The organism is Bacillus benzoevorans (genome assembly GCF_014207535.1).
Classification (GTDB): domain Bacteria; phylum Bacillota; class Bacilli; order Bacillales; family Cytobacillaceae; genus Bacillus_BD; species Bacillus_BD benzoevorans.
In genome coordinates this window covers 14,125-39,393 of sequence record NZ_JACHGK010000020.1, presented here as the reverse complement: position 1 = coordinate 39,393, position 25,269 = coordinate 14,125, and the positions used below count along the sequence as shown (strand labels likewise).

Genomic DNA, 25,269 nt, shown 5'->3' with positions numbered 1-25,269 from the left:
TTATTTATTTCGACAAAAACCAAATATTATTAAGAGCCAATTTCTCGTTCGGAACAAAAATGGGAGAAAATCTGGAAATGTAAACGAATCAGATGAAAAATAGCAGAAAATAAAAATAATGCTCTTTGGGGGAAGAGCATTATTTTTAACGAAATCCGTATATCATAAATTAGGGGAAGGGCTCAACATTCTCTTGGAATGTCTGAGTTTCATAATGCTATTATAGTATGTTTGCTTTTATTTTACTATGAACAAATTGTGAATCATTTCACACGTTGATAACGCCTTCATAAAAATGTCGAAACAGCAACCATTTTTCTTACATAAAGAACCTTCGCCATGCAAAACATAGTGAAAGAATGAGGAAAGGAAGTGAAAAATGATGGGACGCGGCAAATATTTTGATCACAAAAAGAAAAATCACCCTGGTGAATTTCCTGCTCATACATTAGTTGAACGCCATACAACAGAAGCGCAAGAGGACGAGGAGCTATTGGTCACCCAAGAAGCTTTTAAAAACCGCATCGAAGAAGATGAAGTATGATACCGCTAATAAGGGACCAGGACCGCAGTAAAACGCTGCAGGTCCGGTCCCTATATTTTCAATCCAGCTTAAGATTTTTTAATGCATCAGCAAAAGGATTATTAATCGGTTCTGCTTCTTTTTCTTGTTGTTTTAAATACTTTTGCACACTACGTTTATCCAATTTACCGTTACCTTCTTTTTTGCGTCTTGCTTCAAAAGCAGATAACTTCTCACGATAGCCGCATTTACATGCGAAGATTTGGCCTTCTCCTTCACCACGTAATTCCATTTTCTTTTTACATTGTGGACAGCGTGCGTTTGTGACACGTGATACATTTTTTCTATGTCCACATTCACGATCTTGGCATACAAGCATTTTACCTTTTTTACCATTCACTTCAAGCATCGGCTTACCACAATCAGGACATGATTTCGTTGAGATATTGTCATGCTTATATTTTTTGTCGCTGCCTTTTATTTCTGCAACTATTTCTCTTGTGTGTTCTTTCATTTCATTGATGAACACATCTTTTTTCAATTTACCTTTAGCAATCAATTCAAGTTTTTGCTCCCATTCAGCTGTTGTCGCTGGGGAACGTAGTTCTTTTGGTACTAAATTCAGAAGTTGACGACCTTTAGACGTGATATAGATTTCCTTGCCACCACGCTTTTCAATCATGAAAGAGTTAAATAGCTTTTCAATGATATCAGCACGTGTTGCAACTGTCCCTAGCCCACCAGTCGATTTTAAGGTGTCTGCGAGTTTCTTATCACCGGTTTCAAGATACTTTGTAGGGTTTTCCATTGCTGATAGTAAAGTCGCTTCTGTAAAGCGTGCAGGAGGCTTTGTTTGCCCTGAAGTTTGAGCGATTAACTTGGTCTTTAATAAATCGCCTTTCTCAATATGAGGTAATAATTGCTCCTTCACATCATCTGTTGATTCTTCATCATCGTATTTATTTGAGTATACTTCTTTCCAACCTGCAGTAATCACTGTTTTACCTTTAGCAATGAATTTTTCATTACCGATCGCTGCTTGAACTGTTAATTGTTCATATTCATGTGCTGGCGAAAGGACTGCTAGGAAACGTTTAATAACTAAATCATAGATTTTACGCTCTTTGTCATTAAAAGATGACAAATTCACAAAACCTTCAGTAGGAATTATGGCGTGATGATCGCTTAATTTCGAATCATCGACAAATGATTTATTTGTCTTAATCGGTTTCGTTAAAATCTTGTTAGCAATAGAACGATACTCACCAACACTACAAGCCTTCAAGCGCTCTGGAAGAGTGGAAACGATATCGTTTGAAATGTATCTGGAATCTGTTCGTGGATACGTTAAAACTTTATACTGTTCATATAATTTTTGCATGATATTTAACGTTTCTTTTGCTGAGAAACCAAATGATTTATTCGCATCTCTTTGTAATTCTGTCAAATCATAAAGCCCTGGTGCAAAAGATTTTTTAGGCTTACGATCTATGGAGATAACCTTTGCATCTTGTTTTCCAAAAGAGTTTACGATGCTATCAATTTTTTCTTTATTAAAGCTTCGACTATTGCCATTTACATCTTGCCATGTAAGTTTAATCGATTCTGTTTGTGCTTCAATTCCATAGTAGTCCAGAGGCTTGAAGTTTTTAATTTCATCTTCTCTAGCAGCAATCATCGCTATCGTCGGTGTTTGTACACGACCGCAATTCAATTGCGCATTATGCTTTGTTGTCAGCGCCCGTGTCGCATTTAATCCGATATACCAGTCTGCTTCAGAACGTGCTACAGCAGAGGCATATAAGTCTTCATAGGCTTTGCCTGGTTTCAATTTTTGAAAACCTTCTTTAATCGCCTTATCTGTAACAGATGAAATCCACAGACGTTTCACTGGTTTATTCACTTTCGCTTTATCGATGATCCAACGGGCCACTAATTCCCCTTCGCGTCCGGCATCTGTGGCAATAATAATCTCTGATACATCGCCGCGTACCATCTGGGATTTCACGGTATTAAACTGCTTCCCTGTTTGTTTAATAACTGTTAATTTTAAACGCTCCGGAAGCATTGGCAGGTCTTCCAGTTTCCAACTTTTATATTTCACATCATAGCTCTCCGGATCAGCAAGTGTGACTAAGTGTCCTAACGCCCATGTGACAATATATTTGTCACCTTCAAGCCAGCCGTTTCCCTTTTTCGTACACTTCAAAACATTTGCAATGTCACGGGCTACCGATGGTTTTTCTGCTAAAACTAAGCTTTTTGCCATTTACTAAACATCCTTTCTTACATCCATAATGTAATAATAGCACAGAGCGGTCAGCCTGAAAAAATAACAAGATGGCACGAAATGATAAACCTGCCCGCTAATGAGCCGGAATCAAACAGAAATAAGATGTATTCCTTTTACTTCTTCCCTGCTCCAAATTTTCCTTTTATCCCAGAAAAAGCTACAATAGTAAAGAAGATCTTGACAAAGGAGCTGTTAACAATGAACGAATTGCAACAAAAAATAGAAAAGTATGGGGAACTAGCCGTTAAAGTTGGGGTCAATTTGCAAAAAGGACAAACACTTGTGATAAATGCGGCACTCGATGCTCAAGAACTTATTCGGGTCATTGTCAAAAATGCCTATGAAGTTGGCGCCAAGAATGTTATTGTCAACTGGAACGATGATGTGGTTACCCGTTTAAAATATGATTTAGCACCAGATGAAAGTTTTCAGGAATATCCAGAGTGGCGTGCCAAAGAAATGATCGCTCTCGCAGAAGAAGGCGCAGCCTTTATGTCTGTCGTTTCCTCAAGCCCTGCTCTGTTAAAAGGGGTCAGTTCTCAAAGAATCGCCAATTATCAAAAGGCAGCCGGCACAGCCCTGAAACAATACCGGCAATATATCCAATCCGATAAGGTCAGTTGGACCGTTATTGCAGCACCGTCACAAGGCTGGGCGGATATGGTATTTCCAAATGAGGCGGCAGAAAAAAGAATGGCCAAGCTATGGGAAGCCATCTTCACGACAACCAGAGTGGATCAAGAAAACCCAATTGCTGCGTGGAAGCAGCACGATGAGACACTGCATGAAAAAGTGAACTATTTAAACAGTAAAAAATATAAAAAGCTTCATTATACGGCACCTGGAACAGATTTAACAATTGAACTTCCGGAAAAGCATATATGGTGCGGTGCCGGCAGTATTAATGAAAAGGGCTTTGAGTTCATGGCCAATATGCCGACAGAAGAAGTCTTTACTGTTCCGAATAAAACTGGAGTCAACGGAACTGTATCCAGCACTAAGCCTTTAAGCTATGGCGGTAATATCATTGATGAATTCACCCTGACCTTTGAAGCAGGCAAAATTATTGATGTCAAAGCGAAGCAAGGTGAAGAAATATTGAAACAACTGGTCGCTACAGACGAGGGATCACATTATTTAGGAGAAGTAGCACTTGTTCCGTATAACTCTCCTATTTCGCAATCGAATATTCTTTTCTTTAATACGCTATTTGATGAGAATGCTTCTAATCACCTAGCTATCGGCAGTGCCTATGCGTTCTGTATTGAAGGCGGAAAGTCTATGTCACAAGATGAACTGAAAGCAAATGGTCTAAATGAAAGTATTACCCATGTTGACTTTATGATCGGTTCTGCAGAAATGAATATTGATGGGATTACAGCGGAGGGAACAGCGGAACCTGTTTTCCGAAACGGGGACTGGGCATTTTAACTTTATTCCTGAAGGCTTGCAACATCCTTCCATTTGTGGAAAGATTAGAGAAGCAAAGCTTATTTGTAATTAAAGCGGAGGGGTAGAAATGATCCAGTTGCACATCATTGTTTTTGGAAAAGTACAGGGCGTGGGCTATCGTTACTTTTCACAAATGAAAGCTGTCCAATATGGGGTAAAAGGCTGGGCAAAGAACCTGCCGGATGGGTCAGTGGAAATCATTGCACTGGGGACCAATGACCAGCTTGAGCCTTTTACGGAGGAACTGCGCAAAGGCAATCCTTTTTCTAAGATCAATAACATGGAGATTACGGAAATGGATCAGATTGAACATTTTCATTCATTCACGATTAAGTATTGATAATGCTTCACATTCTAAAAATAATAATTTACATCTAGGAGCATAAATATGTGGTCTGAGTTTAAGAAATTTGCTATGAAAGGCAATGTTATCGATTTAGCTGTCGGTGTTGTCATTGGAACTGCGTTTGGGAAAATTGTGACATCCCTTGTTCAGGATTTGATTATGCCCCTTGTAGGGCTGCTGCTTGGCGGTATCAGTTTCTCAAAGCTATCTTATACCTTTCTGGATGCTGAAATTAAATATGGGATATTTATTCAGTCAGTTGTTGATTTCTTTATTATTGCTTTCTCTATCTTCTTCGTCATCCGTCTTTTAAGCCGGTTTAAGAAAAAAGAAGAGGAAACTGCACCAGCGCCTGCAGGTCCGACTTCAGAAGAATTGCTGGCAGAAATTCGTGACCTGTTAAAAGAAAGACAGCAAGATAATTAAAAAAAGGCTAGAAAGGAAAAATGTCTTCCTTTTTAGCCTTTTTTCTTACCAGGGTAATCCGGCCCCAAATTCTTTTGCTCTTTCTTCACTGTCTTTCCTGCGTTTTTTTCGAATTTCTAATCTTTCTTTAGCGGTTTCGTATAAATGCTTTTCCTCCTCTGATTCAGGAATAATTTTCGGAACAGGAGTTGGTTTTCCATTTTCATCAAGGGCAACAAAGGTAAGAAATGATATGGCACATACATTGCGTTCCCCTGACAGCATATTTTCAGAAATCACCCTGACAAACACTTCCATTGAAGATGTGCCGGTATACGTAACAAATGCCTCGAGACAAACGGAATTCCCTTGAAAAATAGGATGGAGAAAGTCTACAGAGTCATTTGAGGCCGTCACAACTGTTCTCCGTGCATGGCGCATCGCTGCAATGGCCGCTATATCATCAATATAGGCCATCAATTTTCCGCCAAACATGGTCCCATTTACATTCGTGTCTGGTGGTGATACAAGACTTGTTTTAACCGCTAATGTTTCTCTGCACAATCTAGATTTTACCATTATAAACTCCTCTTTCAGATAACAATGTATCCATTTTATTCTAATCATATCAAACTTTCTGCGATATCCCAAAAGACCATTGGCAAAATCCTCCTTACGTCTTATTTAATTACTGTTTACACGATAAATACAGTTAAAAAGATAAGGAACAATACCTTTTTCCAAGCAGTAGTTTAACAATAGTCATGGCTGGGATTTAAGGCTATTCGGAGGAAGCATCCAGACTGAGACGCCGATTTTTTTACAAACTGTTACATAATGAAGCAGAGAGAGCAGGATTACCTCTGCATTAATGCCAATGATTACTCCATCCATTTGAAATTGACTATTCGAGCCAAGCAGATAAATGATGGCAAAGGCAATAATCGTTGACCATACTCCATGAATAAACGCTTCCTTCATCAGCCCCAGACCGATTAAATAGGCCTGCAGCGGCATAACAAAAAAGTGAAACAAAAAGCAGGGACAAAGCAGCTGCAGGTAACGGGCTGCACCTGTCGAGTGAAAAAAGGTGGTCGTCAATGGTTCAGCAAAAAAATAGCAAACCAGCACGGTTGGAATCCCATAAAGCAAGGTTAATATCATCACTTGACGCAGTAACTTTTGTAATTGTGCGACATTTCTTTCTGCATTCGCCTTCGAAATCGTCGGAATGAGCATAATCATAAAGGAATGGGAGATGAATGCCGGAAACATGCCAATCGTCATCGCTACACCGGCAACCATTCCAAACTGTTCTGTGGCCAGGTCCTTGCTAACACCGGCATAAAACAAGGCGCCTGTAATCAAAAAGGGCTGGAATGCCGAGGTAAAAGCATGAAACACCCTTAATGCCGTAGTGGGAATCGAGACCTGCATTAAATTTTTCATGACCACTTTCCCGTGTAATCTCCGGGAAGGCTGCTTCTTCATATATTGATATTGAATCATAAACACATGAAATAGATAGAGAAACACAACTAAATCACTGCCGATCAGGGTACAGAAGGAAATTAAAACAGCGGCATTTAACTCAAAATCAAAGAGACGGAATAAATAAACAAGCAATGCCAGCTGTACAAGTTTACGGAGGAAATTCGCAATGGCAATTTTGCTCATTTGCGAGCGGCCCATAAAATAACCCCGGGCAATGGAAGTAAATGAAACAATCGGAATTAACACCAGTATCAGCCATCTAAAGATTGGATGGTACTCATCAAACGCAGGGATAAACGGCAGCACAATTGATGTGATCAGCATGAGGATCGCGGTCAAGATAATGGTCCACTTCAAAACATGACTCAGCATACTTTGATGGATTCTAGTATCCTTTTCCGCAATAAATTTCGAAATTGAGACAGGCATTTCGAAGCTGGCGAGAAGGACAATAAGAAAAACGGTCGGCATGATCGACATATACATTCCCAATCCCTTTTCCCCCAGCTCCCTTGCCAAAACCATATTTATGAGAAATTCTACACATTCCCCAATAAATGCTGCGCCAATGAGCATCAATGTCCCTTTTAAAAATGAATTCATATACCTCTCCCTTTACAAATGCTAAGAAAGAGAAGTCCGAGACCCCTTCTTTCATTTCAAACGGCATGGAAAGCAAACCTCTTTCAAGCTGAGGCAGGCAGCTTTAGTCCTTGTAAACTAACTCTATACAACATATGAGACAAGTCTTCGGAATATTTGTGATTCATGTAAAAAAAGAAGACTGACTCCTAGTCCAAAGTCAGCCTCTTCAATCTATGATTGACGATGCAGCTTGAGAAGCTTCATCGTCAGTTTATCCTTTTGTTCTTCTCCTGATAATTCATCTATTACCTGTCCGTCCTTCATAAAAAAAATCCGATCGGCGGCATCTGCGGCAACATCCATCATATGGGTAGAAAAAATGACAATCGTTCCGTCCTTTTGAATCTCTTTGATAAGTTTAACAAAAACATTTACCCAATACGGATCCAACCCGTTCGTCGGCTCATCCAGCAATAATAAAGCCGGCTTTGAGAGAATAGCCTGCCCGAAAATCAGGCGCTGACGCATCCCCTTTGACAGCTTGCTGATGCGGGTCCGTGCTTGTTCTTCTAAACCAATACGGTCAATTACTGCCCGTACTCTGTCCTTTCCGACATGACGGAGTGACGCATAAAAAGAGAGAAATTCTTCTACGCTTAGCGTTTGCTCCGCCTGAAAGTCATCCGGCATATACCCAATTTCCTTCACATACTGTTTCCGATTTTTGTGTAAATCGATATGATTTAACATAATCCTTCCACTTGAAGGTGACAAAATTCCTGAAAGCAAATAAAGAAGCGTGCTTTTCCCGGCTCCGTTCCCTCCGGCTAAAACAAGGCATTCTCCTTCTGCTGCTTCTAAAGAAAGCGGAGAAAGGGCTGTTTTGCTTTTATAGATTTTGGATATGTCTTTTACTTCTAATAAACTCACGCCGCTCTTCTCCTTTCTAATCTCCATGATGCCAGCCAAATAAAGAGAGTTGAAATGAAAATCATATAAAACAATAAAATATATAAGGCATAATCTTTTTTGATAAATGTAACAAGTACATCGTAGGCCTGTCCGAACACAGCACCGCCGCCCATCTGAACGACAAAAACAACCCGCAGCAATTCAGCAGGATTCAAGACCGTTGCCACATGGATAACTGGCGAAAGCAGCTGATAAGGCACTAGATTTAAAACACTGATTAACAGTGTCGGCCAAATCATAATGAAGACAAACCAGATCACTACCGAAACCGATAAAGCCTGCCACCTGGTTTTGGCAAATGCCCCTGCTGTTACACCGATGACAAGAAAAACAGACTGAAGCAGAATAGAAAATAAATAGATCGCCAGCACCCATTTCATGCTGACACTGACTTGAAATACTAATCCTGCTAACAGACTAATCCCAAAGCTTAACGTGAATACAACCGTCTGGGCGATCAACTGCCCGATAAGCTTTCCGCTTAAATAAGAAAGAGCGGTAACAGGATATGTGTTCAAAAGCTTCCACTGTCCATTCTCCATTTCGGCAGCAATGGCAAATGAACCAGTAATCAGCATAAACAGCGGCAGTAAATAAAGCAGTAAGTTCACTGCCGTCCCTGTGATATTCGTATAATCAGCCGTTACCGGTGAACCTTTCACTAAAAGAAAAATAAGCAATAGCACAAACGTCCATAAGACGAGGAATAAATAGGACGATTTCTGGCGCAGCATCTTTCTCCATTCAAATTGACAAATTGTCCCCATTTTCACATGCCCCGTTTCAAAAAAATTGAGAGCAATCCCATCTCTCCCAGGTACTATTCATGAGAATGTCCTTCCATTCCTTCCTCACTCATTCCCCAGCTATGTTCATTAATTTCAGTGCCTTTCATCATCTCAGCACCGTATTCAGCGGCAAATTTCTTAGCATTTTCTTCTGTTGCGAAAGAAACAACATTGTAGGCCATCGGAGTATAAATTTCTTTATGATAGACATAAAACGCTTCATCAAGCTTAATCCATTCTAAAGTTTCATAGTCACGAACAAATTCGGCAGCGATTTTTTCATTTTGATTCTGTTCCTTCCATTGGAACATACAACCGATATCATCGAACGTAAAAATCTGTCCCTTTTCTGTTACTAATTGAGTGGCAAATTGATCATCAGCCACTGCCATATTACATTGGACACATTTATCGTTTTTTTCATCAATGGCCCGCGGTTCAATTTCTTTATTGCCACATCCGGAAATGATGAAGAGCATTACCGCAAAGGTAAAAGATGTTAAGAACCATTTTTTCATGATAAAACACGTCTCCTTCCCCTAATAAAAAATAGCGCACCAACCATAATCATCGTGAAGCTCAAAATCCACAACAGGGTATCGGCGTTCTCCTCCTGTTCAATTCCTACGTACGGAGTCATTCTCGGGCTTTCATCCCTGAGCAGAGCCTTTTCATCACTTTTCATTAATTTTTGCAGCACGATCATTCCCGGAGAATGAAAAAATAGCTGATATTCCGGGTTATAGCTGCTTAATGCTAAAAAGTAAGGATCGGATGCAAATGGAATGATACTTATGCCATTCCCTTCCTGATCCAATTTCAATGATTGATCCCAGTAATTCTGTTCAATCGTATTACCCTTACTGTTGACAGCCTGGGAGTCATTGACATTGCCGATAAAGCTGTTATGGCGGACAGTATTTTCATGTGATTGATTCATTTGCATCCCGATAAAATTCTCAGACCATAGATTCTGTTCAATAAAATTCCCATTGGCATGATCGACAAAGATTCCAACGCGATTCGTGCTGACTTGATTGTTTATTATCCTGGTATTGATCCCATCGTATAATAAAATCCCTTGTGCATGGACATTCTTATTGTTTTCCAACAGTTTGTTATTTTCTACAATGGTATCTTTCGTGCCCATAATCATGATCCCGGTAGAATTATTCTTCGAAAGGTTACCTAACACTTCGGTTTGATCGCAAAACATCAAGTGGATACCATATCGAGAATCCTGTATATCATTTTCTATGATTTTATTACGGTGGCTCTTTTCCAGGTAAACACCGTCCTGTACACGATGGATCTTTGCCTTTGAAATCATATTATCAGATGATTCCCATAGATCGATGCCATTTTCCTTGCCTTTTCCCGTCAATATAATATTGGTAATGGTCGAAAGACTCACACCGTTTAACTTAATACCAAATTCATTTGCTGTGATTTGCAAATCTTCCAATTGATGCTTTTCACCGCTTACAGCTATCGCCGTTGTTGCTTTCACTGTACTGCAGTTTTCAACCTGAAGGTTTTTCAGCGTGACATTCTGACCAGTGATGGCAATAACCGGTTCCTTTGAACAGGCTTTTATTTTAGTTCCGGCAGTCCCTTCGACCGTTATCGGTTTGGACAAAACAATGGTTTCTTCATATACTTGATCCTTTAACAGGATTGTTCCGCCGCTCGGTACAGCATCTATCTGCTGCTGCAATGTTCCTTCAGCATGTGAATTACTTGGAACCGCATACAAGATGAGAAACAGAATTCCTAATAATAGGCCCCATCTGTTCATTTATTCATCCTCCTAAATCAATTAGCCTATGTTCAGTATAACAATTACTTATGTGAAATTTGTGAAATGAACATACAAAAATCTATTTTTTCTTCACAAATTCAAGGACTGAGATGCTTATTTTTGTCTGTTTTTTGACAGAACCATTCTGGTATAAAAAAAGAGCTGCCTATTTTTATGAGCAGCCCCTGTCATTTATATTTCGTTCCTCCATTGAATCATTAGATCGGCAAAATCTTTTTCTCTATTGCTGCTATGTAAAAAGTCTTCCTCGGTAATTGCCGAAAGTAACTGCCGCTTTAACCCCGGTTCTTTTATTTCTTCCAGGATCCATTTACGCGTTTTAAATAAAAAATCAACATAATCTTTGTATTCAGAACCATACTGAGCTGAAATCTCTGTTTTAATCTTTTTGGCCAGCATGGGACTGGCACCAGAGGTTGATATGGTGATCGTTAGTCTTCCCTGCCTGATGACAGATGGTAAAATAAAGTTCGATTCCTCCGGATTGTCACACAGGGACAACAACTGATTCCCGGAGGCTGCTTTTTTTACAGCCAAATTCACGTCCGGATCATTCGCTGCCGCAATAATGAGGAAGGCATCATGAATATCCTCCGGGGAGAACCGCTTTTTCTTCCACTTCATTTTTCCTTCTTGTAAAAAAGACTGCATTCTCTCTGTCAGATCCGGACTGATCACCGTTACCTCAGCCCCCGCTGATAGAAGCCCGGCTGTTTTCCGTTCAGCAATCTTCCCACCGCCGATCATAACAGTTTTTTTGCCTTGCAATTGAAGATGAACCGGATAATACTCCATTCTCATCTCCCTTTCTTCATCTATATTTATTTTACCAGCGAATGCTTGAAGGCATAAATCACGGCTTGGGTGCGGTCCTGTACCTGCAGCTTGCTAAGGATATTGCTGACATGGGTTTTCACTGTTTTTAAGGCAATGTACAGCTCGTCTGCTATTTCCTGATTACTTTTTCCTTCAGCCATTTGCAAAAGAATTTCCATTTCCCTGCCTGTTAATTCCTCATGAAGCTCCGTGTTTTGCTTTTGTCTCATTTTCAGCATCATTTTCCCCGTCACTTCCGGCTCTAAAACGGACTGCCCTTGATAGGTTTGCCGCACAGCATCGGCGATTTCACTTGCTTTTGAGGTTTTCAGCATATAGCTGGTGGCACCAGCCTCCAGCGCAGGATATACCTTTTCATCGTCCAAGAAACTCGTCACAATAATAATTTTGGCATTAGGCCATTTGGCGATAATGTTTCTTGTTGCTTCAATCCCATCCATTTCCTTCATGACCAGATCCATTAAGATGATATCCGGTCTTAAAGACAGGGCCAAATCGATGGCGGTTTTTCCATTATCAGCCTCAGCAACGACTTCAATATCAGGCTGAGCTGATAAATAGGAGGAAACACCAATGCGGACCATCTCATGATCATCTACAAAAAGCACTTTTATCAAATCATTCACCATCCATTAAGTTCGGTATTTTTACCTCAAGGCGTGTTCCTTGATTAGGGAGCGAGATTATTTTTAAATTACCGCCAATTTCCCTTGCCCGTTCATACATATTTTGCAGCCCGTAAGAACCGGCTTTATTCTCATCCTGATTAAATCCAACCCCATCATCGGAGACTCTTAAGATAATATATCCATCCCGCTTGACGAGAAAAACCTCCAGCTGGCTGGCTTTAGCATGACGCAGTGTATTGGAGACGGACTCCTGCAGGATGCGGAACAAATGGTCTTCGATCCCTTTATCAACAGGGAAATCCTCCATCTTCCATTCAATATCCATGGTAACCTTTTGTTTCAGTTCAAGCAGCAGTTCTTTCACGCCCTCCTGCAATGTTTTTCCTTTTAATGCGACAGGACGCAAATGCAGGAGCAGCGCCCTCATCTCCAGCTGTGACTGATGGATCATAGATTCGACCATTTTTAACTGATTCGTTTCCCTGTCATCAGATGCTGGCTTTGCCTCAGTGATCGCAGACATCAGCATCGAGGCCGCAAATAACTGCTGGCTGACCGAATCATGAAGCTCGCGTGCCAGCCGGTTGCGCTCTTCGAAGATAATTTCCTGCATTCGATTTTCGTGATCTTCTGCCGCTTCCTTGACGATTCGCTGCGAAAGCTTCGTCTGCTCGGTGATTTGTCTTTGGATGTTTGCCACTCTTTTCGTAATGACGGTTAATTCTTCCGGGAGGGCTCTGTCCAATTCAAGCGGACGGCTTTCTTCTAATTGATGCAGCAAATCATCGACGGATTGGAATTGCTTTTTCCAATAGACCCCTGACATCATCCCAAACAGGATCCCTGCGGCAATACTGACGCTTGGAACAAAAAGGATAAACGGAATATCCAATACATTTCTTTCCCATAGCTCGCGCAAGTCCCGAAGGGGAAAAACAAAAAAGACGGAACCGCACACGAGAAGAAATAAGGCTAAGGCCAACCCTGTTCCAACTATAATTTGGCGTGTTATGATATTCATACCCGTTTCACCTCAATATCCCCAATCATGGTCGAGGTGAAGATTTTGACCTTTTGCTTCGCATGCTCATAATCTTCCGTATGAATCGTGAGTAATTTGTTGAATAAAGCACATTCCTCATAATCAAAAATTCTGACACTGCCGAATAAAACAGAATGATGAACACTAATTTCAATATCATACGGAACAAGGATCGTTACTTTTCCCATCACGCTGCGGATAAAAATAACTGATTCGCCCTTTGGCAGAACGGTATAACTTAGATCGATGACTGAATCACCAAAGCCGTTATAAATATTGATATCGTTCCATTCATATACGTGATCCGGCGTCTTTTGCCCTCCGAATAAACGGTTTTGAAACAATGGTTTGGCTGCCACTATGTTGGCAGAACGCTTCTGTGCTTGATGAATGATCGGAGTGATTTTATCAGGATGCTTTTTCCTTTGCGCGTACTGATAAATATATACACCTAAAAGGGCAAGAAAAAGGAATTTGATGACAAGCATATTGAGCGCATTGACCGCTAAGAAAATGATCCCTGCCGCAAACAGTAGCTTTCCTCTCATCTTTGGCAGCCACTTTCTGCCTAAATAAATCATTCCTGCTGCAACAATAAGAGAGAAAATGGAACCACGGTTAAAAAAGAATATATCTAATAAAAGAAAAAATGCCCCGATTAACATAATCCAGCTGAGATAATCGCTTTTAAGCTTCTGAAACAACCGTCTTTCCTCCCTTCTTGTTATAGCAGGATTGATCAAATTCGGCTCGGCGAATTTGCGCCCGGATAATACCTGAGCTCGCTCGATAAATTTCCTTTAAAAATCCGAGGCATCCGCCGGAGGCTTAACTTCATTCAGCTGGGGTTTGTATCCCCCATTGAATAACTTAACTTTATCACTTCATCTCTTTATTTTAGATGTGAGAACTTCTGCTGAATGAAGTTAAAGTTTACTAAAAGAGCATAGCTTCCTATGCCCTTCTAGAATAACAGTTTATCTTACGAAATTGAACTTGTTTCATCCTTTTTTAAATCAGGAAATGATGTTTGCTTTTCCAATTGGGCAATTCTCGCATCAATAGTGCTGCGATAATAGGAACTGTTCACCTGCTGCTCTAAACGGTCCAGGTAGGTCTCAATTTCCTGAAAACGTGAGTAGGATTTGTTTGAATAGACATGATTATCCAGTACGGTATTCATTTTATGCTGGGCACGGCTGACATTTTCACGGCCCATTAATTCCAAGCGGCGGATATTCATATCCTTCAGCTTATGTTTCATTTCTTCATATTTTTGTTCTAATTCTATCAACTGGCTGCCTGCCGCATCCATTGCTTCCTTTAGACGGATCGCACGTTCTTCATACTGCTGCTGTTCATTCAAGGCAAATTGATACAGCTCTGTTTCATTTGCGGATGATGCAATTGCAGCCTGTGATTTGCGTTTTGCCGATAACGCGGCAGCATGCTGATATTCACGGGTGAATTCATCCTTTAATCTGTATTGTCTTTCTAATAGTCGGCGTACCTTCTCCGTTTCTTGTTCACATTCACGTAAGTATTGATTCAAGAGGGCAATGGGATTTTTTTGCTCCTTTTCATCGAGTACACTGTGCAAATCTGCCAAAATGGTATTTTTAATCCGGATGAATAAATTTGTCATTCTATTTCTCTCCTTTGTTTATGATTATTTCGAAGCCAGTGACTGAAATTAATGTTTGTTTAATTGTGACCATTGTTTTTCAAAATTAACGAATGGATCATTTTCTTCCTTTATAACGGTTTTAGGCTTATTCCAGTTTTTATACACGACATAGAGGACGTAAGCAGCGGCAATGCCTAATACAGCCGGAATATTTGATGCAGAGGCCATTAATGCCATAAAACCAAGGATTCCCCAGCCGATTTTCATTAAGATGGAATCAGTCTTTAAGAATTGTTTGACGACAAAGTACAGGATGGCCAAGCTGATTGCCATTGCAACTATTGGAGCCAGATTGTGCAGCAGGACAATCGCTGCGACCCCTCCTATTAAAAGCAAACCAAATTTTTTCATTTTTTGCTGCCTCCTTTCTTGATTACATCTTACCTTTTTCATGAACTTCCTATAACGAACCGGAAATGTATTTTCCTCTCAGACTTAAGGCTTAGCGGATGTAGGACTTTAAATGAGGTCAACGAAACCTGTTTGATTCCATAAAAAAAGAACTAAGGAGATTTCCCTAGTTCTATCAGTAGATTAAGATGTAAAGTTTCTGAACCATTACTAGTGTACTTCGACTAAAAACCGCCACGTCCTATGGCGAACGTCGAAGTCAGCACATCCTGTGCAAGTCATACGTCACTGGGCAAGGCGCTTCCCGCTTTTCCGTGTGGCACCGATTATTTTTTTGATTTTTCCAGTGCGTTTGTGAATACTTCGATGATGTCTTCAGCAGCTTCGATTCCGACTGAAATGCGAACAAGACCCATGGTGATGCCGAGTTCTTCCTGTGCTTCAGGAGGTAGAGCGCGATGGGATGTTTTCAATGGATGGGACACGGTTGTTTCAACACCAGCCAGTGTCGGGGCAAATTTCACCCAGGACAGCTGGCGGAAAAATTCGAAGACATCTATTGTATCATCGACTTCAATTGTCACAATGGCTCCAAATCCTTCTTCCCCGTTTTCAAATGGGTAATAGACTTTTTTCACTAAATGGTTCTCACGTAGTGCATGAGCCAGCTTTCTGGCATTAGCTGATTGTTCCCTCATACGAAGTGCTAATGTTTTCAGTCCGATGCATGTTAACCATGCTTCAAACGGACTCAAGATCGTTCCAAGATTCGTTATTTTTGCGGCTGCTTTCGCAATTAATTCTTCCTTCCCCACGACAACACCGGCTGTAATGTGACTATGTCCGCCAATGTATTTCGTTGCACTATGGACGACTAAATCTACGCCTTTCGTGTATGGCTGGCAGTGATACGGAGAGGCAAAAGTATTATCAACCAGCGTGACCAGCTGATGTTTTTTAGCAATCTCAATAATTGCTTCAATATTTTCAACACGCAGCATTGGATTTGTAATCGATTCAGTGTAAAGCAGTTTAGTATTATCCTTAATCGCTTCTTCTATCTTTTGCAAATCCGCAAATGAGACAACAGATACTTCAATGCCGAAATCTGCTAATTCTTCTTTAATCAAGTGGAAACTGCCGCCGTAAAGATCTTCCGCGGCAACAATATGATCACCAGCCTTCACAACCGCCAGTACTCCGGCTAAAATAGCTGCTAAACCAGAAGATGCCGTAACCCCGGCTGGCGCCCCTTCCAATTTGGCAACTGCAAGCCCTAACTCATCTGTATTCGGATTTCCTACGCGGCTGTACAGATAACTTCCATTGCCTTCATAAAATCCTTCTACTTCATCTAAATCATCAAACGTAAAAGCGGATGATTGATAAATAGGTGTTACTTTACTTTTAATAACCAGATCCTGTTTTTTCTCTGTGTGAACAAGCATAGTCTCAAATTTCATTTTTATATCTGCCTTTCCCGGCACCGTACCCAAGGAATAAATCATGATGACAGGTCGATCCGGTACCGTGTTCCGAAGTCTGAAAAAATAATAGAAGTCTGACCTTTATCATGGTCAGACTATATTGGTTTTATTTTAACGCAAAATTCCGCCATATGCCATACACAAATTCGACAAAGCTTATAGGAATTACCTATTTTCGTCCCACCCATATGGACATTTGTCTTTTTTTGGTGCCAGGCACCATTATTGGCACCATTATTTGATTCTGTCAAATACGCCTCTGGTGCGGATGCCTGCATCAGTTATTAAGACGTCAGTTGTTATGGTTACTTTGGCATTACGAAAGGCTTCGTCCCAATGGTCTTTGACTTTTTTAAACTGCTGATAGTCTTGGCGCTGTATTACCTCACCAAATCCGAATATATCCACTCCATAATCTTGTTGCACTTTCTTGATTGTCTCAGCTATATGTTCTTCTACATACTTTTCCGTCAGTTTTTCAATTTTTGTATAAGAGTCAGGCTTATCAAGCGGATAGCCGCAATCACTTCCCATAAGGTATCCCAGCATGGATAAATCTATGTGAATTTCAGGGGTCCCGTTTACCAGCTTCCCCTTTAGTTTCGTTTTGGAATCCGTAATCTTTACCGTTGAAAACTTTTTCCCTTCGCACGGGACAGACAGCGTTGTATTCTCAATCTCATTTTGTGTCCATAAATACATTCGTGCGTCCTCTTCAGAAAGAAATCCCAGCATTTTTTTATCCTTAAACACAGCCATTGAATCAATGACGATAACAGCATCCGGCTCAGGCTTTTTCATATTATCGACCGATTCTCCCTTTTTAACATCTCCTTTAGCTTTTACTACAGCCAATACCGGCTGGCGGCCTGGTGATGTAATCGCATCAATTAAATCATTTAATCGCACATCTGGATGTAATCCCCAGACCTTACGCGCCTGTTGCAATTGCATATCCAATTTTAATGCTGAATCCTTTTGCAGAATCGAAGTAACTTTTAAGATGTCCTTTGCTTTGCCTTCTTTTGCTACTACAATGTTGACATCATCGCGAATCTCTCTATTTCTCTCCAGGTAATCAAGAAAGTGGAGCAGCCCCTCTTGGGCAATTTCTTTGCTGATAACAAATACCTTCATATGTGAATAAACTAAGTTTTTAGAAAAAGCGACATTCATTTTCTGACTTAACTCGGCCAGGGTACTCCCTTCCAAAGTATACATGGCCGTCGGGGAATTACCTTGTGCTGTCTGCTCGTTCAATTCAGCAGCATTAATCCCTAATACGGATAATTGAAACCTTCCAGATTCCCCTTTATCTACTGCCATCCCGGTAACAATGGCCACTGTTGACAGTTCTCTTTGATCCCAGCACCCGGTCAAAAAAATACCCAGTGCCATACACATAAGCAAATTCCGCCTCATCCTTTACTCCCTCCAGATAGATCCGGAGGGCTTGGAGAGCCTTGTTTCGGAAACTTTTTCTGATTTGGAGAGCGTAAATAGCTGGGTCTCTTATTCATAGCCCAATAAGGAAAGCGGACAAAGATATCCTTTAAATTCTCTTTCGTAAAAGGAGCTACCGGAGCGAGATATGGTACTCCGAAGGAGCGGAGCGAGGCTAAATGGGCCACCATATAAACGATTCCCAAGAGTACTCCATACAGTCCAAGGAAAGATGCCACAAGAAGAAGAAGAAATCGCAGCATTCTTGATGCCGCCGAAAGGCTGGCTACCGGTGCCACGAAATTGGCGGTAGCGGTAATCGCCACAATGATCACCATAATATTAGAAATAAGGCCTGCCAGCGCAGCTGCCTGACCGACGACGAGAGCACCTACAATGGATACAGTTTGTCCAACGGCCCGTGGCAGCCTGATCCCGGCTTCACGTAATATTTCAAACGTGATTTCCATAATTAATACTTCAATAAAGGCCGGGAAGGGAACCCTCTGTCTCTGGGCAATAATGCTGATTAATAAATTGGTCGGCAGCATTTCCTGATGGAATGTCAGAATAGCTACATAAGCTGCCGGCGTGATAATCACGATTAAAAAAGATATGTAACGAAGGAGCCTCGTGAAACTCGCTATATAAATATCTTGATAATAATCTTCCGCCGAGACAAAGAAATCAGGAAATACAGCCGGCACGATTAAGACAAAGGGTGTGCCATCGACAATAATAACGATTTTCCCTTCGATTAGATTACCGCAAGCGGTATCAGGCCGTTCCGTATTCAGCGCCAGCGGAAATAGGGTAAATGTTTTATCCGCGATTAATTCCTCAATATTGGCGGACTCAAATACAGCCGAAACATCAATGTCCAAAATTCGCTTTCTTACTTCAGCGACAATTTCAGCATTGGCAATTCCATTAATATAGCCAATCAATACTCTTGTCTTCGTATCACTTCCGATTAAAAACTGTTCAAAACAAAGATTTGCATTCCTAATTCTTCTTCTAATTAGTGACATATTCGTCGTTAAACCTTCTACGAAGCTGTCCTTTGGTCCTCTCGTTACGGTCTGTGAGGTTGGCTCGGCTACCTGGCGAAAATTATTATTCGCCATACTAAGAGAAATAAATATCGGAAATGTGCTAATAGCAATCACAACAGACCCATTTAACAATGCGTTTATGATTTCTTCGTCGTTATTAAAAATGCCGTAAGCAGCACCGCCAAATTGCTGCCGGCAATAATCCTTTAATCCCTGTTCTGAATGCAAATCGAAGGCATGAGTTTCCTGAAAAGTATGCTTGTTTAAAAGGCTATTTTGCAATTGCTGCGTATCAATGGAACTTTCAAGATAAAACAAAAGGCCATCTGTTTCTGCTATTTTCATGTCTTCAAATATTAAATCAGCCGTATTCCCAAAAACATAAAGCATTCTTTCCTTTAGATGATCCAGGCTGCCTTTATGATTCTTTGCTTCATCATGAAACTCGTTTCCCTTTTGTTCCTCAAAGAGCTTTTTTCTACGTCTAATTTTTACAAGCGGTTTGTCAGAATCCATCATCACACCCCCTCTTAGTGAATAATGATGTTATTAATATGGTCTCCCATCCTCCAACTCATGTAATTTTTGTTATGAATTAACATTTTCCCGCATCTGTTTTCCATTCACTTTTTTGTTTTCTAACCTTTGTTATGAGAAAAATAAAGGTTATTCCTGGAATCAATAATTGCATCGCCATATGAAAATAATTAATAAGCATATAATGCCCCTTTGCGAGGTGTTCTCCATAATTCGCTGCAATTAGCAGCGTGAAAACAGCCGTCAATATGGAAATAGGAAAGGCGAAGTAGTGGTATGACAGGCGAAAGATGTATTCAAGCCCCTTTAAACAGCAATAGAGAAAAAGGGCACTTTTGATAATGACCCCCAGTATCATAATAAAAACAACAAGCGGATCCAATCGTTCTGCGAATTCACCAACCGCAACCAATCTTGCCGTGCTTAATAGAGGGAAGTTGGAGAATTGATTGACATCCGCGCCGAGCGTAATAATCATGAGAACAGCTCCAATTATAAGCTGCAGACCCGCAGTCAAAACCGCGATGAGAGAAATTTTTCCGACCTTTTTCAAATCATTTATACTGGATAGAATAATCGTAAACACGATTAATTCTCCAAAGGGAAAAGAAAGTAATGAAGGGAAGACCGCCTTTAAAACCGGTTTAAAGCCATCTCCCATAACAGGTAATAAACGATTTAGCTGTATATTGCCGCTCAATGGTAAAAAGAGCAATAAGAACAAGAGGGAAAAGTAGATATAGGGAGAAAGAATTTCTGAAACTCTCCCAAGCACCTCTATGCCAAGATAAAGGATATAAGCTAATATAAATAATAAAGATAAGACGATGACTTCCAAAGGGGTCTGCGGCATAATGGCGGCAGTTATCATTTCTCCAAAAGTACGAAGGACCCTCGCGCTAATGTAAAGAAAGTACGAAACATAAATGGAACTCAGTATGATTGTTACTTTTCTTGTAAAACAGTATTCCATGATTTCATATAAATTTTTGTTGGGCTGCAGATGAATCAAACTGAAATAAAAAAACATCAATCCAACCCCGATAAGCGTAGCGATTAGAATGGCAATCCACCCATTTTGCTGTGCATCTTTCCCGATGCCGACGACGATGGAACTGCCCAGCAGTAAATTGACGATGAAAGTAAATAATTGTGTTAAAGAAATATTTTCTTTTAACATAATGAACTTTTGACCCCCTTACAGCAACTGCTATTCACACTGTGCTCAAATGAAAACTGGTGGAGATCCTTCTAATTGATCTTTTATGTTGCCTGCTTCTTGTTTTTATTCTTTTTTATTCTTATATCAATCGCAATCGCTGACCCGAAGCCGAGAAAGATCATAAAGTAGAGCATAATTCTTCCGAATAATGGATTGAAATAATAAAGCTTGCCCAACTCCTCAAAAAATGAATAATGAAACATCATTATATCGATGGTGAAGATGACTCCATTAAGAAAAATGAATACTAAAATGGTAGCAAGTGTAACCATTCTCTTACTCTCTCCTTTTCACTTCCAATTGTTAGGAAATTTATTTTTCACTTAAAAACCCTCCCCTTCCGTTTTCTTTGCAGCATTTTGGGAGGAATGTTTCTTACAAAGCAAAACAGTCATGATTACAGAAGGGATAGCGAACTGCATGGAGGGATGAATATATGGCAAAGTGGAGTTTACCCATTCAGATGAAAACTCTCCCGGATTCATCGTATTTAATTTAGTAAAGACAACTCCTATGATTGAAACAGGGATTGTAAAATAGCGGTAAGGAATCCGAAAAACATATTCAAGCCCTTTTAAGGCAGCATAAAGGTACAGTGTCCCTTTCACTATCACCCCTAACATAATAATAAAAACAACAATAACTTCTATTCTTTCGATAAAATTGCCGACAGCCACTCTTCTTGCTACACTCAGCATTGGAAAATACGTATACTGGAACATTTCCACTCCTAACGTGGTCAGCATTAAGAACGTTCCAACAGCCAAAAAAAATCCTCCAGTCAACACACCAAGGAGCATTACTTTTTTTCCCTTCTTCAATTGAGAAACGTTGGATAAAATTACCGTAAGAACCATTAATTCACCGAAGGGTACCGCAGCCAAAGAAGGATACAGTGCTTTTAATACCGGCCGCAAGCCTTCACCCAATATTGGCTGCAGGTGATGCAGCTCGACAGCACCGCTGACAAACAGAAGAAGAAATAACATAATAAGAAATCCAAGTATATATGGGAAAAAGATTTCTGTGACTCTGGCTATTACTTCCAAACCAAGAAAAACAATATAGATAAACACCAGGATCATCGTTAAAATAATTATCTCACTAGGAGTCCTGAGTAGAATGGCTGAAGTAATCATATCGGTAAAAATCCTGACAACGCGGGTGAAGATATAGAGAAAATAGGTGATATAAATATAGCTTAAAGAGACCGCTCCAAATCTGGAAAAACAAAACTCCATTATCTCGAACAGATTCTTATTCGGAAGTAATTGATTCAATGCATAATAAAAATACATAAGCCCTATTCCAATAACAGTTGCGATCATGACTGCAATCCACGTATCTTGCATCGCTTCTTTTCCAGTACCAGTAACAATTGCAGTGCCAAGTATATAGCAAACAACTAATGCAAATAATTGTGAAGCAGAAATATTTTCTTTTAACATAAACGCATTCTCCCTTTAAAGCATGGATGGATGCACCTGAATTTGCTCATCTTTTCCCCATCCTGCTAACTTCAAAGAAAATCAAAGTTCTTCCTTTAGTTTGTCATGTATATGAAATTTTATCCAAAAACTATCCATTGAAATAAACTTGTATAGTTACTATAGGGGTTGGAAAAATTATGCATGATTTAAAACTACAGAGGAGGTACAACCATGGCAGCTTCTGCAAATCAAATGCCGCAATTTCCTGAACCATATTGGCGGGAGATAACCTTCCCTTCGTTTGAAAAACTGACACAAAACCTGGCCGTCGATGTTGCGATTGTCGGAGGCGGCATTACAGGGATTACCGCTGGTTTTTTATTAAAGCAGGAAGGTTTACATGTTGCTATTCTTGAAGCAGGAAATATCCTAAATGGAACGACCGGGCATACAACAGCAAAAATAACGGCTCAGCACAACTTGATTTATGATGAACTCATTCATCATTTTGGTGAGGAGCAAGCAAGATTGTATTATCAGTCTGCTGACGATTCACTGCAATTCATCATAAAAATGATTCAGGAAAAGGGAATTGATTGTGATTTTAGTAAAGAAGATGCTTATCTTTACGCGATCACAGATGAATATGCCGACAAAATAGAGAAAGAGAATGAAGCCTATCAAAGATTACATATCAATGGTAATCATGTGTCATCCATTCCTTTTGATATTCCGATCACAGGTGCTCTTGTGATGAAGGAGCAGGCACAGTTTCACCCGTTAAAATACCTAAAAACGCTAGCAAAGGACTTTATTGCTGCCGGTGGTCTTATTTTTGAAAACACGACTGCGATTGATATTGAAGAAGGCGACACACCGACGGTTATGACCCGGGACGGGCATCGAGTATCCTGCAAATATTTAATCATGGCTTCTCATTTTCCTTTTTTCGATAAAAAAGGTATGTATTTTACACGAATGTATGCGGAACGTTCCTATGCGATTGGAATAAAGGCAAAGAAGGATTATCCGGGCGGCATGTATTTGAGCGTTGATGAACCAAGCCGTTCTTTAAGATATACACCTGTTAACGGGGAACCGTTAATGATCGTTGGCGGGGAAAGCCATAAGACGGGGCAGGGACCGGACACATTGCTGCATTATTTAGCCCTTGAATCATTCGCTGATGTTCATTTCGGGATCGAGGAATACAAATACCGCTGGAGCACTCAGGACTTAATCACGATCGATAAGCTTCCCTATATCGGCGAAATTACCGCCGATAATCCCCGGATTCTCACTGCGACCGGCTTCAGAAAATGGGGCATGACAAACGGAACGACGGCAGCAAGACTCTTGTCTGATATGATTCTGGAAAAAGAAAATCCGTATCAGAAGTTATTTTCACCCACACGGCACTTCAAAGCAGACCCAAGCATCAAAAAACTGATTACGATTAATGCAGATGTTGCCGGTCATCTTCTTAAAGGGAAATTGGAATATGTAGGGAAGGATCCAAATGATTTACACCATGATGAAGGTGCCGTTGTGATGGTGAACGGTAAGCGGGCCGGGGCTTATAAGGATACCGAAGGCATTCTCCATATTGTGGATACGACTTGCACCCATCTTGGCTGTGAATGCGAATGGAATCACGGTGAGAGAACATGGGACTGCCCGTGCCATGGTTCACGTTATTCCATTGACGGCGAAGTGTTGGACGGACCGACCCACAAACCTTTGAAAAAAATAGACTTTTAATAAGAAAGGAGCAAAATCGGTTACGAACAACACCGAGTTTGCTCCTTTTCACTTACAATAAACCAAATTGTGCGGATAACAGAAAATAAAGAATTTAGGTAATAAACTATCATTTTACTCTTTAAATTTTTTTTACTAAAATGGGTTCACAATGACGAATTTTGGCGAAATATGTCAATGGTATAAATAAGCATTCTTTGCTCATATCCTATAGAAATTACATTTCTAACAAGAACGGGGGATCATGAATTGTCAATCACTTTGCAGCACGTTCTCGAGAAACGCGTAATTGTCCAGCAGCATAAGCAATGGTACGCCTTAGATAAGGACTTTTCTTGGAATCTAAAATCTGTTTACCATTCTACTTTTAAACATTTAGGGACTAAGATCGATATTCCAGTTGTTTTTTGTTCCATTCTTGAAGCAAACAAAATTATCTCTGATTTAGGAGAAGATGAAGATGAGTATTTGCGCTTTGCTTCCGGGATTTATTGGAGAGAATTAGGGATTGTTTTTATCTTTAAATTTGAGGAATTTATTCCGTTAATGGAGACACTGTTTCATGAACTCCGCCATGTGATGCAGGACCTTGACCCTGGATTCAGACATCACTTTGAAACAGATAAAAAACTCCCCTATAAAGAACGATTAACCGAAATCGACGCCTTTCAATTTGCAAAGGTAAAAATAAAAGAATATTTAGCAGCCGGTATTCCATCTTATCTAGTATCTTAGTGTTTCTGATTTTGTGGCACACAGCTCAATCTCGATAAAAAAGACACACCTTATGTAAATGGTGTGCCCAAGTAGAAGAAGCTATTTGTATGTGAATATTGGAGCGTAATAGGACCAGCCTTTTACTCAATAATCGGCTGGTCCTTTCTTTCCTTAGCCCCGGTTGTAAATTCAACCAACTCTTCGCTTACACGCTGTCCCCGCTTTTTATTTTTATTACGCTGTGCATTTGCATTTCCTCTTTTTGTTCTGCCCATTGATATCACTGCTCCCTTTTATCATTAGAGCCATCAGTTTTTCCCGATGCGCTCACTTCTTACAGTGATAGTATAAGTAAATCCGCCTTTCTTATACCCATTATGCCCTTAACAGA

At 40.3% G+C, this 25,269-nt stretch carries 26 protein-coding genes; 6 read left to right on the top strand and 20 right to left on the bottom strand.

Annotated elements, in window-relative coordinates:
* Window positions 1-379 precede the first annotated feature (379 nt).
* Entirely contained in the window at window positions 380-544 is a 165-nt protein-coding gene (locus HNR53_RS19515) for a hypothetical protein (protein WP_184529265.1), read from the top strand.
* A gap of 58 nt (window positions 545-602) precedes the next feature.
* Here the strand turns inward: HNR53_RS19515 and HNR53_RS19510 are convergent, their stop codons facing one another.
* A complete protein-coding gene (locus tag HNR53_RS19510; RefSeq protein ID WP_184529202.1) occupies window positions 603-2,792 on the bottom strand; it encodes a DNA topoisomerase III in 2,190 nt (729 codons plus the stop codon).
* 222 nt (window positions 2,793-3,014) lie between these two features.
* On the opposite strand from HNR53_RS19510, the gene HNR53_RS19505 reads away from it, so the two are divergent.
* The 3 genes from HNR53_RS19505 (at window position 3,015) to mscL (ending at window position 5,040) form a co-directional block, all read left to right on the top strand.
* Entirely contained in the window at window positions 3,015-4,247 is a 1,233-nt protein-coding gene (locus HNR53_RS19505) for an aminopeptidase (protein ID WP_184529200.1), read from the top strand.
* Between the two features lie 88 nt (window positions 4,248-4,335).
* Window positions 4,336-4,608: an acylphosphatase gene (locus HNR53_RS19500; protein ID WP_184529198.1), complete on the top strand. Its 273-nt coding sequence runs from the start codon at window positions 4,336-4,338 to the stop codon at window positions 4,606-4,608.
* Window positions 4,609-4,656: 48 nt separating this feature from the next.
* Complete coding sequence (gene mscL, locus HNR53_RS19495; protein ID WP_184529196.1) at window positions 4,657-5,040, top strand: large conductance mechanosensitive channel protein MscL; 384 nt, start codon at window positions 4,657-4,659, stop codon at window positions 5,038-5,040.
* 45 nt (window positions 5,041-5,085) lie between these two features.
* On the opposite strand, the gene HNR53_RS19490 is transcribed toward mscL, so the two are convergent.
* The 18 genes from HNR53_RS19490 to HNR53_RS19405 all read right to left on the bottom strand — a co-directional run bounded on the left by HNR53_RS19490 (window position 5,086) and on the right by HNR53_RS19405 (window position 22,418).
* On the bottom strand, window positions 5,086-5,598 hold the full coding sequence (locus HNR53_RS19490) for an acyl-CoA thioesterase (RefSeq protein ID WP_184529194.1): 513 nt from the start codon (window positions 5,596-5,598) through the stop codon (window positions 5,086-5,088).
* A 183-nt stretch (window positions 5,599-5,781) separates the two neighbouring features.
* The gene (locus HNR53_RS19485) at window positions 5,782-7,116 is read right to left on the bottom strand and encodes an oligosaccharide flippase family protein (protein WP_184529192.1); all 1,335 of its coding nucleotides are present in this window, start codon (window positions 7,114-7,116) and stop codon (window positions 5,782-5,784) included.
* 213 nt (window positions 7,117-7,329) lie between these two features.
* The gene (locus tag HNR53_RS19480) at window positions 7,330-8,028 is read right to left on the bottom strand and encodes an ATP-binding cassette domain-containing protein (protein WP_184529190.1); all 699 of its coding nucleotides are present in this window, start codon (window positions 8,026-8,028) and stop codon (window positions 7,330-7,332) included.
* On the bottom strand, window positions 8,025-8,837 hold the full coding sequence (locus HNR53_RS19475) for an ABC transporter permease (RefSeq protein WP_184529188.1): 813 nt from the start codon (window positions 8,835-8,837) through the stop codon (window positions 8,025-8,027). The genes HNR53_RS19480 and HNR53_RS19475 overlap by 4 nt, the downstream gene beginning before the upstream one ends.
* Window positions 8,838-8,890: 53 nt before the next feature.
* Window positions 8,891-9,376 (bottom strand): nitrous oxide reductase accessory protein NosL, encoded by a 486-nt coding sequence (locus HNR53_RS19470; RefSeq protein WP_246439699.1) that lies wholly within the window; start codon window positions 9,374-9,376, stop codon window positions 8,891-8,893.
* Window positions 9,373-10,656, bottom strand: coding sequence for a right-handed parallel beta-helix repeat-containing protein (locus HNR53_RS19465; protein WP_184529186.1), 1,284 nt, complete (start codon window positions 10,654-10,656; stop codon window positions 9,373-9,375). Before HNR53_RS19465 ends, HNR53_RS19470 begins: the two co-directional genes overlap by 4 nt.
* Before the next feature lie 195 nt (window positions 10,657-10,851).
* Window positions 10,852-11,475 carry a precorrin-2 dehydrogenase/sirohydrochlorin ferrochelatase family protein gene (locus HNR53_RS19460; protein WP_184529184.1) on the bottom strand — a complete coding sequence of 208 codons (624 nt, stop codon included), beginning with the start codon at window positions 11,473-11,475 and terminating at the stop codon, window positions 10,852-10,854.
* A gap of 26 nt (window positions 11,476-11,501) precedes the next feature.
* Entirely contained in the window at window positions 11,502-12,134 is a 633-nt protein-coding gene (locus HNR53_RS19455) for a response regulator transcription factor (RefSeq protein WP_184529183.1), read from the bottom strand.
* Window position 12,135: 1 nt separating this feature from the next.
* Window positions 12,136-13,167, bottom strand: a complete 1,032-nt coding sequence (locus tag HNR53_RS19450; RefSeq protein WP_184529181.1) for a sensor histidine kinase — start codon at window positions 13,165-13,167, stop codon at window positions 12,136-12,138.
* Window positions 13,164-13,892, bottom strand: coding sequence for a cell wall-active antibiotics response protein LiaF (gene liaF, locus HNR53_RS19445; protein ID WP_184529179.1), 729 nt, complete (start codon window positions 13,890-13,892; stop codon window positions 13,164-13,166). The genes HNR53_RS19450 and liaF overlap by 4 nt, the downstream gene beginning before the upstream one ends.
* A gap of 278 nt (window positions 13,893-14,170) precedes the next feature.
* Complete coding sequence (locus HNR53_RS19440; protein ID WP_184529177.1) at window positions 14,171-14,833, bottom strand: PspA/IM30 family protein; 663 nt, start codon at window positions 14,831-14,833, stop codon at window positions 14,171-14,173.
* 48 nt (window positions 14,834-14,881) lie between these two features.
* Entirely contained in the window at window positions 14,882-15,226 is a 345-nt protein-coding gene (locus tag HNR53_RS19435) for a lmo0954 family membrane protein (protein ID WP_184529175.1), read from the bottom strand.
* Between the two features lie 326 nt (window positions 15,227-15,552).
* Entirely contained in the window at window positions 15,553-16,689 is a 1,137-nt protein-coding gene (locus HNR53_RS19430; RefSeq protein WP_184529173.1) for a trans-sulfuration enzyme family protein, read from the bottom strand.
* 258 nt (window positions 16,690-16,947) lie between these two features.
* Entirely contained in the window at window positions 16,948-18,135 is a 1,188-nt protein-coding gene (locus HNR53_RS19425; protein WP_184529171.1) for a Ger(x)C family spore germination protein, read from the bottom strand.
* On the bottom strand, window positions 18,132-19,730 hold the full coding sequence (locus HNR53_RS19420; protein ID WP_246439698.1) for a spore germination protein: 1,599 nt from the start codon (window positions 19,728-19,730) through the stop codon (window positions 18,132-18,134). Before HNR53_RS19420 ends, HNR53_RS19425 begins: the two co-directional genes overlap by 4 nt.
* Window positions 19,731-19,806: 76 nt before the next feature.
* Window positions 19,807-20,928 (bottom strand): GerAB/ArcD/ProY family transporter, encoded by a 1,122-nt coding sequence (locus tag HNR53_RS19415; RefSeq protein WP_184529169.1) that lies wholly within the window; start codon window positions 20,926-20,928, stop codon window positions 19,807-19,809.
* A gap of 83 nt (window positions 20,929-21,011) precedes the next feature.
* Window positions 21,012-21,242 (bottom strand): hypothetical protein, encoded by a 231-nt coding sequence (locus HNR53_RS19410; RefSeq protein WP_184529167.1) that lies wholly within the window; start codon window positions 21,240-21,242, stop codon window positions 21,012-21,014.
* Between the two features lie 51 nt (window positions 21,243-21,293).
* A complete protein-coding gene (locus tag HNR53_RS19405; protein ID WP_184529165.1) occupies window positions 21,294-22,418 on the bottom strand; it encodes a GerAB/ArcD/ProY family transporter in 1,125 nt (374 codons plus the stop codon).
* A gap of 213 nt (window positions 22,419-22,631) precedes the next feature.
* Here HNR53_RS19405 and HNR53_RS19400 point away from each other — a divergent pair, with 213 nt between their 5' ends.
* Entirely contained in the window at window positions 22,632-24,161 is a 1,530-nt protein-coding gene (locus HNR53_RS19400; RefSeq protein ID WP_184529163.1) for an FAD-dependent oxidoreductase, read from the top strand.
* A 249-nt stretch (window positions 24,162-24,410) separates the two neighbouring features.
* On the top strand, window positions 24,411-24,896 hold the full coding sequence (locus tag HNR53_RS19395; RefSeq protein ID WP_184529161.1) for a DUF3920 family protein: 486 nt from the start codon (window positions 24,411-24,413) through the stop codon (window positions 24,894-24,896).
* A 122-nt stretch (window positions 24,897-25,018) separates the two neighbouring features.
* On the opposite strand, the gene HNR53_RS23525 is transcribed toward HNR53_RS19395, so the two are convergent.
* A complete protein-coding gene (locus tag HNR53_RS23525; RefSeq protein WP_281391861.1) occupies window positions 25,019-25,153 on the bottom strand; it encodes a hypothetical protein in 135 nt (44 codons plus the stop codon).
* Window positions 25,154-25,269 lie beyond the last annotated feature (116 nt).

Coding starts and splice junctions, on each gene's coding strand:
- HNR53_RS19420 (WP_246439698.1), bottom strand. CDS start 19,730: ATGATGGATTCTGACAAACCGCTTGTAAAAATTAGACGTAGAAAAAAG.
- mscL (WP_184529196.1), top strand. CDS start 4,657: ATGTGGTCTGAGTTTAAGAAATTTGCTATGAAAGGCAATGTTATCGAT.
- HNR53_RS19405 (WP_184529165.1), bottom strand. CDS start 22,418: ATGTTAAAAGAAAATATTTCTGCTTCACAATTATTTGCATTAGTTGTT.
- HNR53_RS23525 (WP_281391861.1), bottom strand. CDS start 25,153: ATGGGCAGAACAAAAAGAGGAAATGCAAATGCACAGCGTAATAAAAAT.
- HNR53_RS19490 (WP_184529194.1), bottom strand. CDS start 5,598: ATGGTAAAATCTAGATTGTGCAGAGAAACATTAGCGGTTAAAACAAGT.
- HNR53_RS19450 (WP_184529181.1), bottom strand. CDS start 13,167: ATGAATATCATAACACGCCAAATTATAGTTGGAACAGGGTTGGCCTTA.
- HNR53_RS19460 (WP_184529184.1), bottom strand. CDS start 11,475: ATGGAGTATTATCCGGTTCATCTTCAATTGCAAGGCAAAAAAACTGTT.
- HNR53_RS19465 (WP_184529186.1), bottom strand. CDS start 10,656: ATGAACAGATGGGGCCTATTATTAGGAATTCTGTTTCTCATCTTGTAT.
- HNR53_RS19515 (WP_184529265.1), top strand. CDS start 380: ATGATGGGACGCGGCAAATATTTTGATCACAAAAAGAAAAATCACCCT.
- HNR53_RS19500 (WP_184529198.1), top strand. CDS start 4,336: ATGATCCAGTTGCACATCATTGTTTTTGGAAAAGTACAGGGCGTGGGC.
- HNR53_RS19415 (WP_184529169.1), bottom strand. CDS start 20,928: ATGTTAAAAGAAAATATTTCTTTAACACAATTATTTACTTTCATCGTC.
- HNR53_RS19410 (WP_184529167.1), bottom strand. CDS start 21,242: ATGGTTACACTTGCTACCATTTTAGTATTCATTTTTCTTAATGGAGTC.
- HNR53_RS19425 (WP_184529171.1), bottom strand. CDS start 18,135: ATGAGGCGGAATTTGCTTATGTGTATGGCACTGGGTATTTTTTTGACC.
- HNR53_RS19505 (WP_184529200.1), top strand. CDS start 3,015: ATGAACGAATTGCAACAAAAAATAGAAAAGTATGGGGAACTAGCCGTT.
- HNR53_RS19475 (WP_184529188.1), bottom strand. CDS start 8,837: ATGGGGACAATTTGTCAATTTGAATGGAGAAAGATGCTGCGCCAGAAA.
- HNR53_RS19440 (WP_184529177.1), bottom strand. CDS start 14,833: ATGACAAATTTATTCATCCGGATTAAAAATACCATTTTGGCAGATTTG.
- HNR53_RS19485 (WP_184529192.1), bottom strand. CDS start 7,116: ATGAATTCATTTTTAAAAGGGACATTGATGCTCATTGGCGCAGCATTT.
- HNR53_RS19470 (WP_246439699.1), bottom strand. CDS start 9,376: ATGAAAAAATGGTTCTTAACATCTTTTACCTTTGCGGTAATGCTCTTC.
- HNR53_RS19510 (WP_184529202.1), bottom strand. CDS start 2,792: ATGGCAAAAAGCTTAGTTTTAGCAGAAAAACCATCGGTAGCCCGTGAC.
- HNR53_RS19435 (WP_184529175.1), bottom strand. CDS start 15,226: ATGAAAAAATTTGGTTTGCTTTTAATAGGAGGGGTCGCAGCGATTGTC.
- HNR53_RS19430 (WP_184529173.1), bottom strand. CDS start 16,689: ATGAAATTTGAGACTATGCTTGTTCACACAGAGAAAAAACAGGATCTG.
- HNR53_RS19400 (WP_184529163.1), top strand. CDS start 22,632: ATGGCAGCTTCTGCAAATCAAATGCCGCAATTTCCTGAACCATATTGG.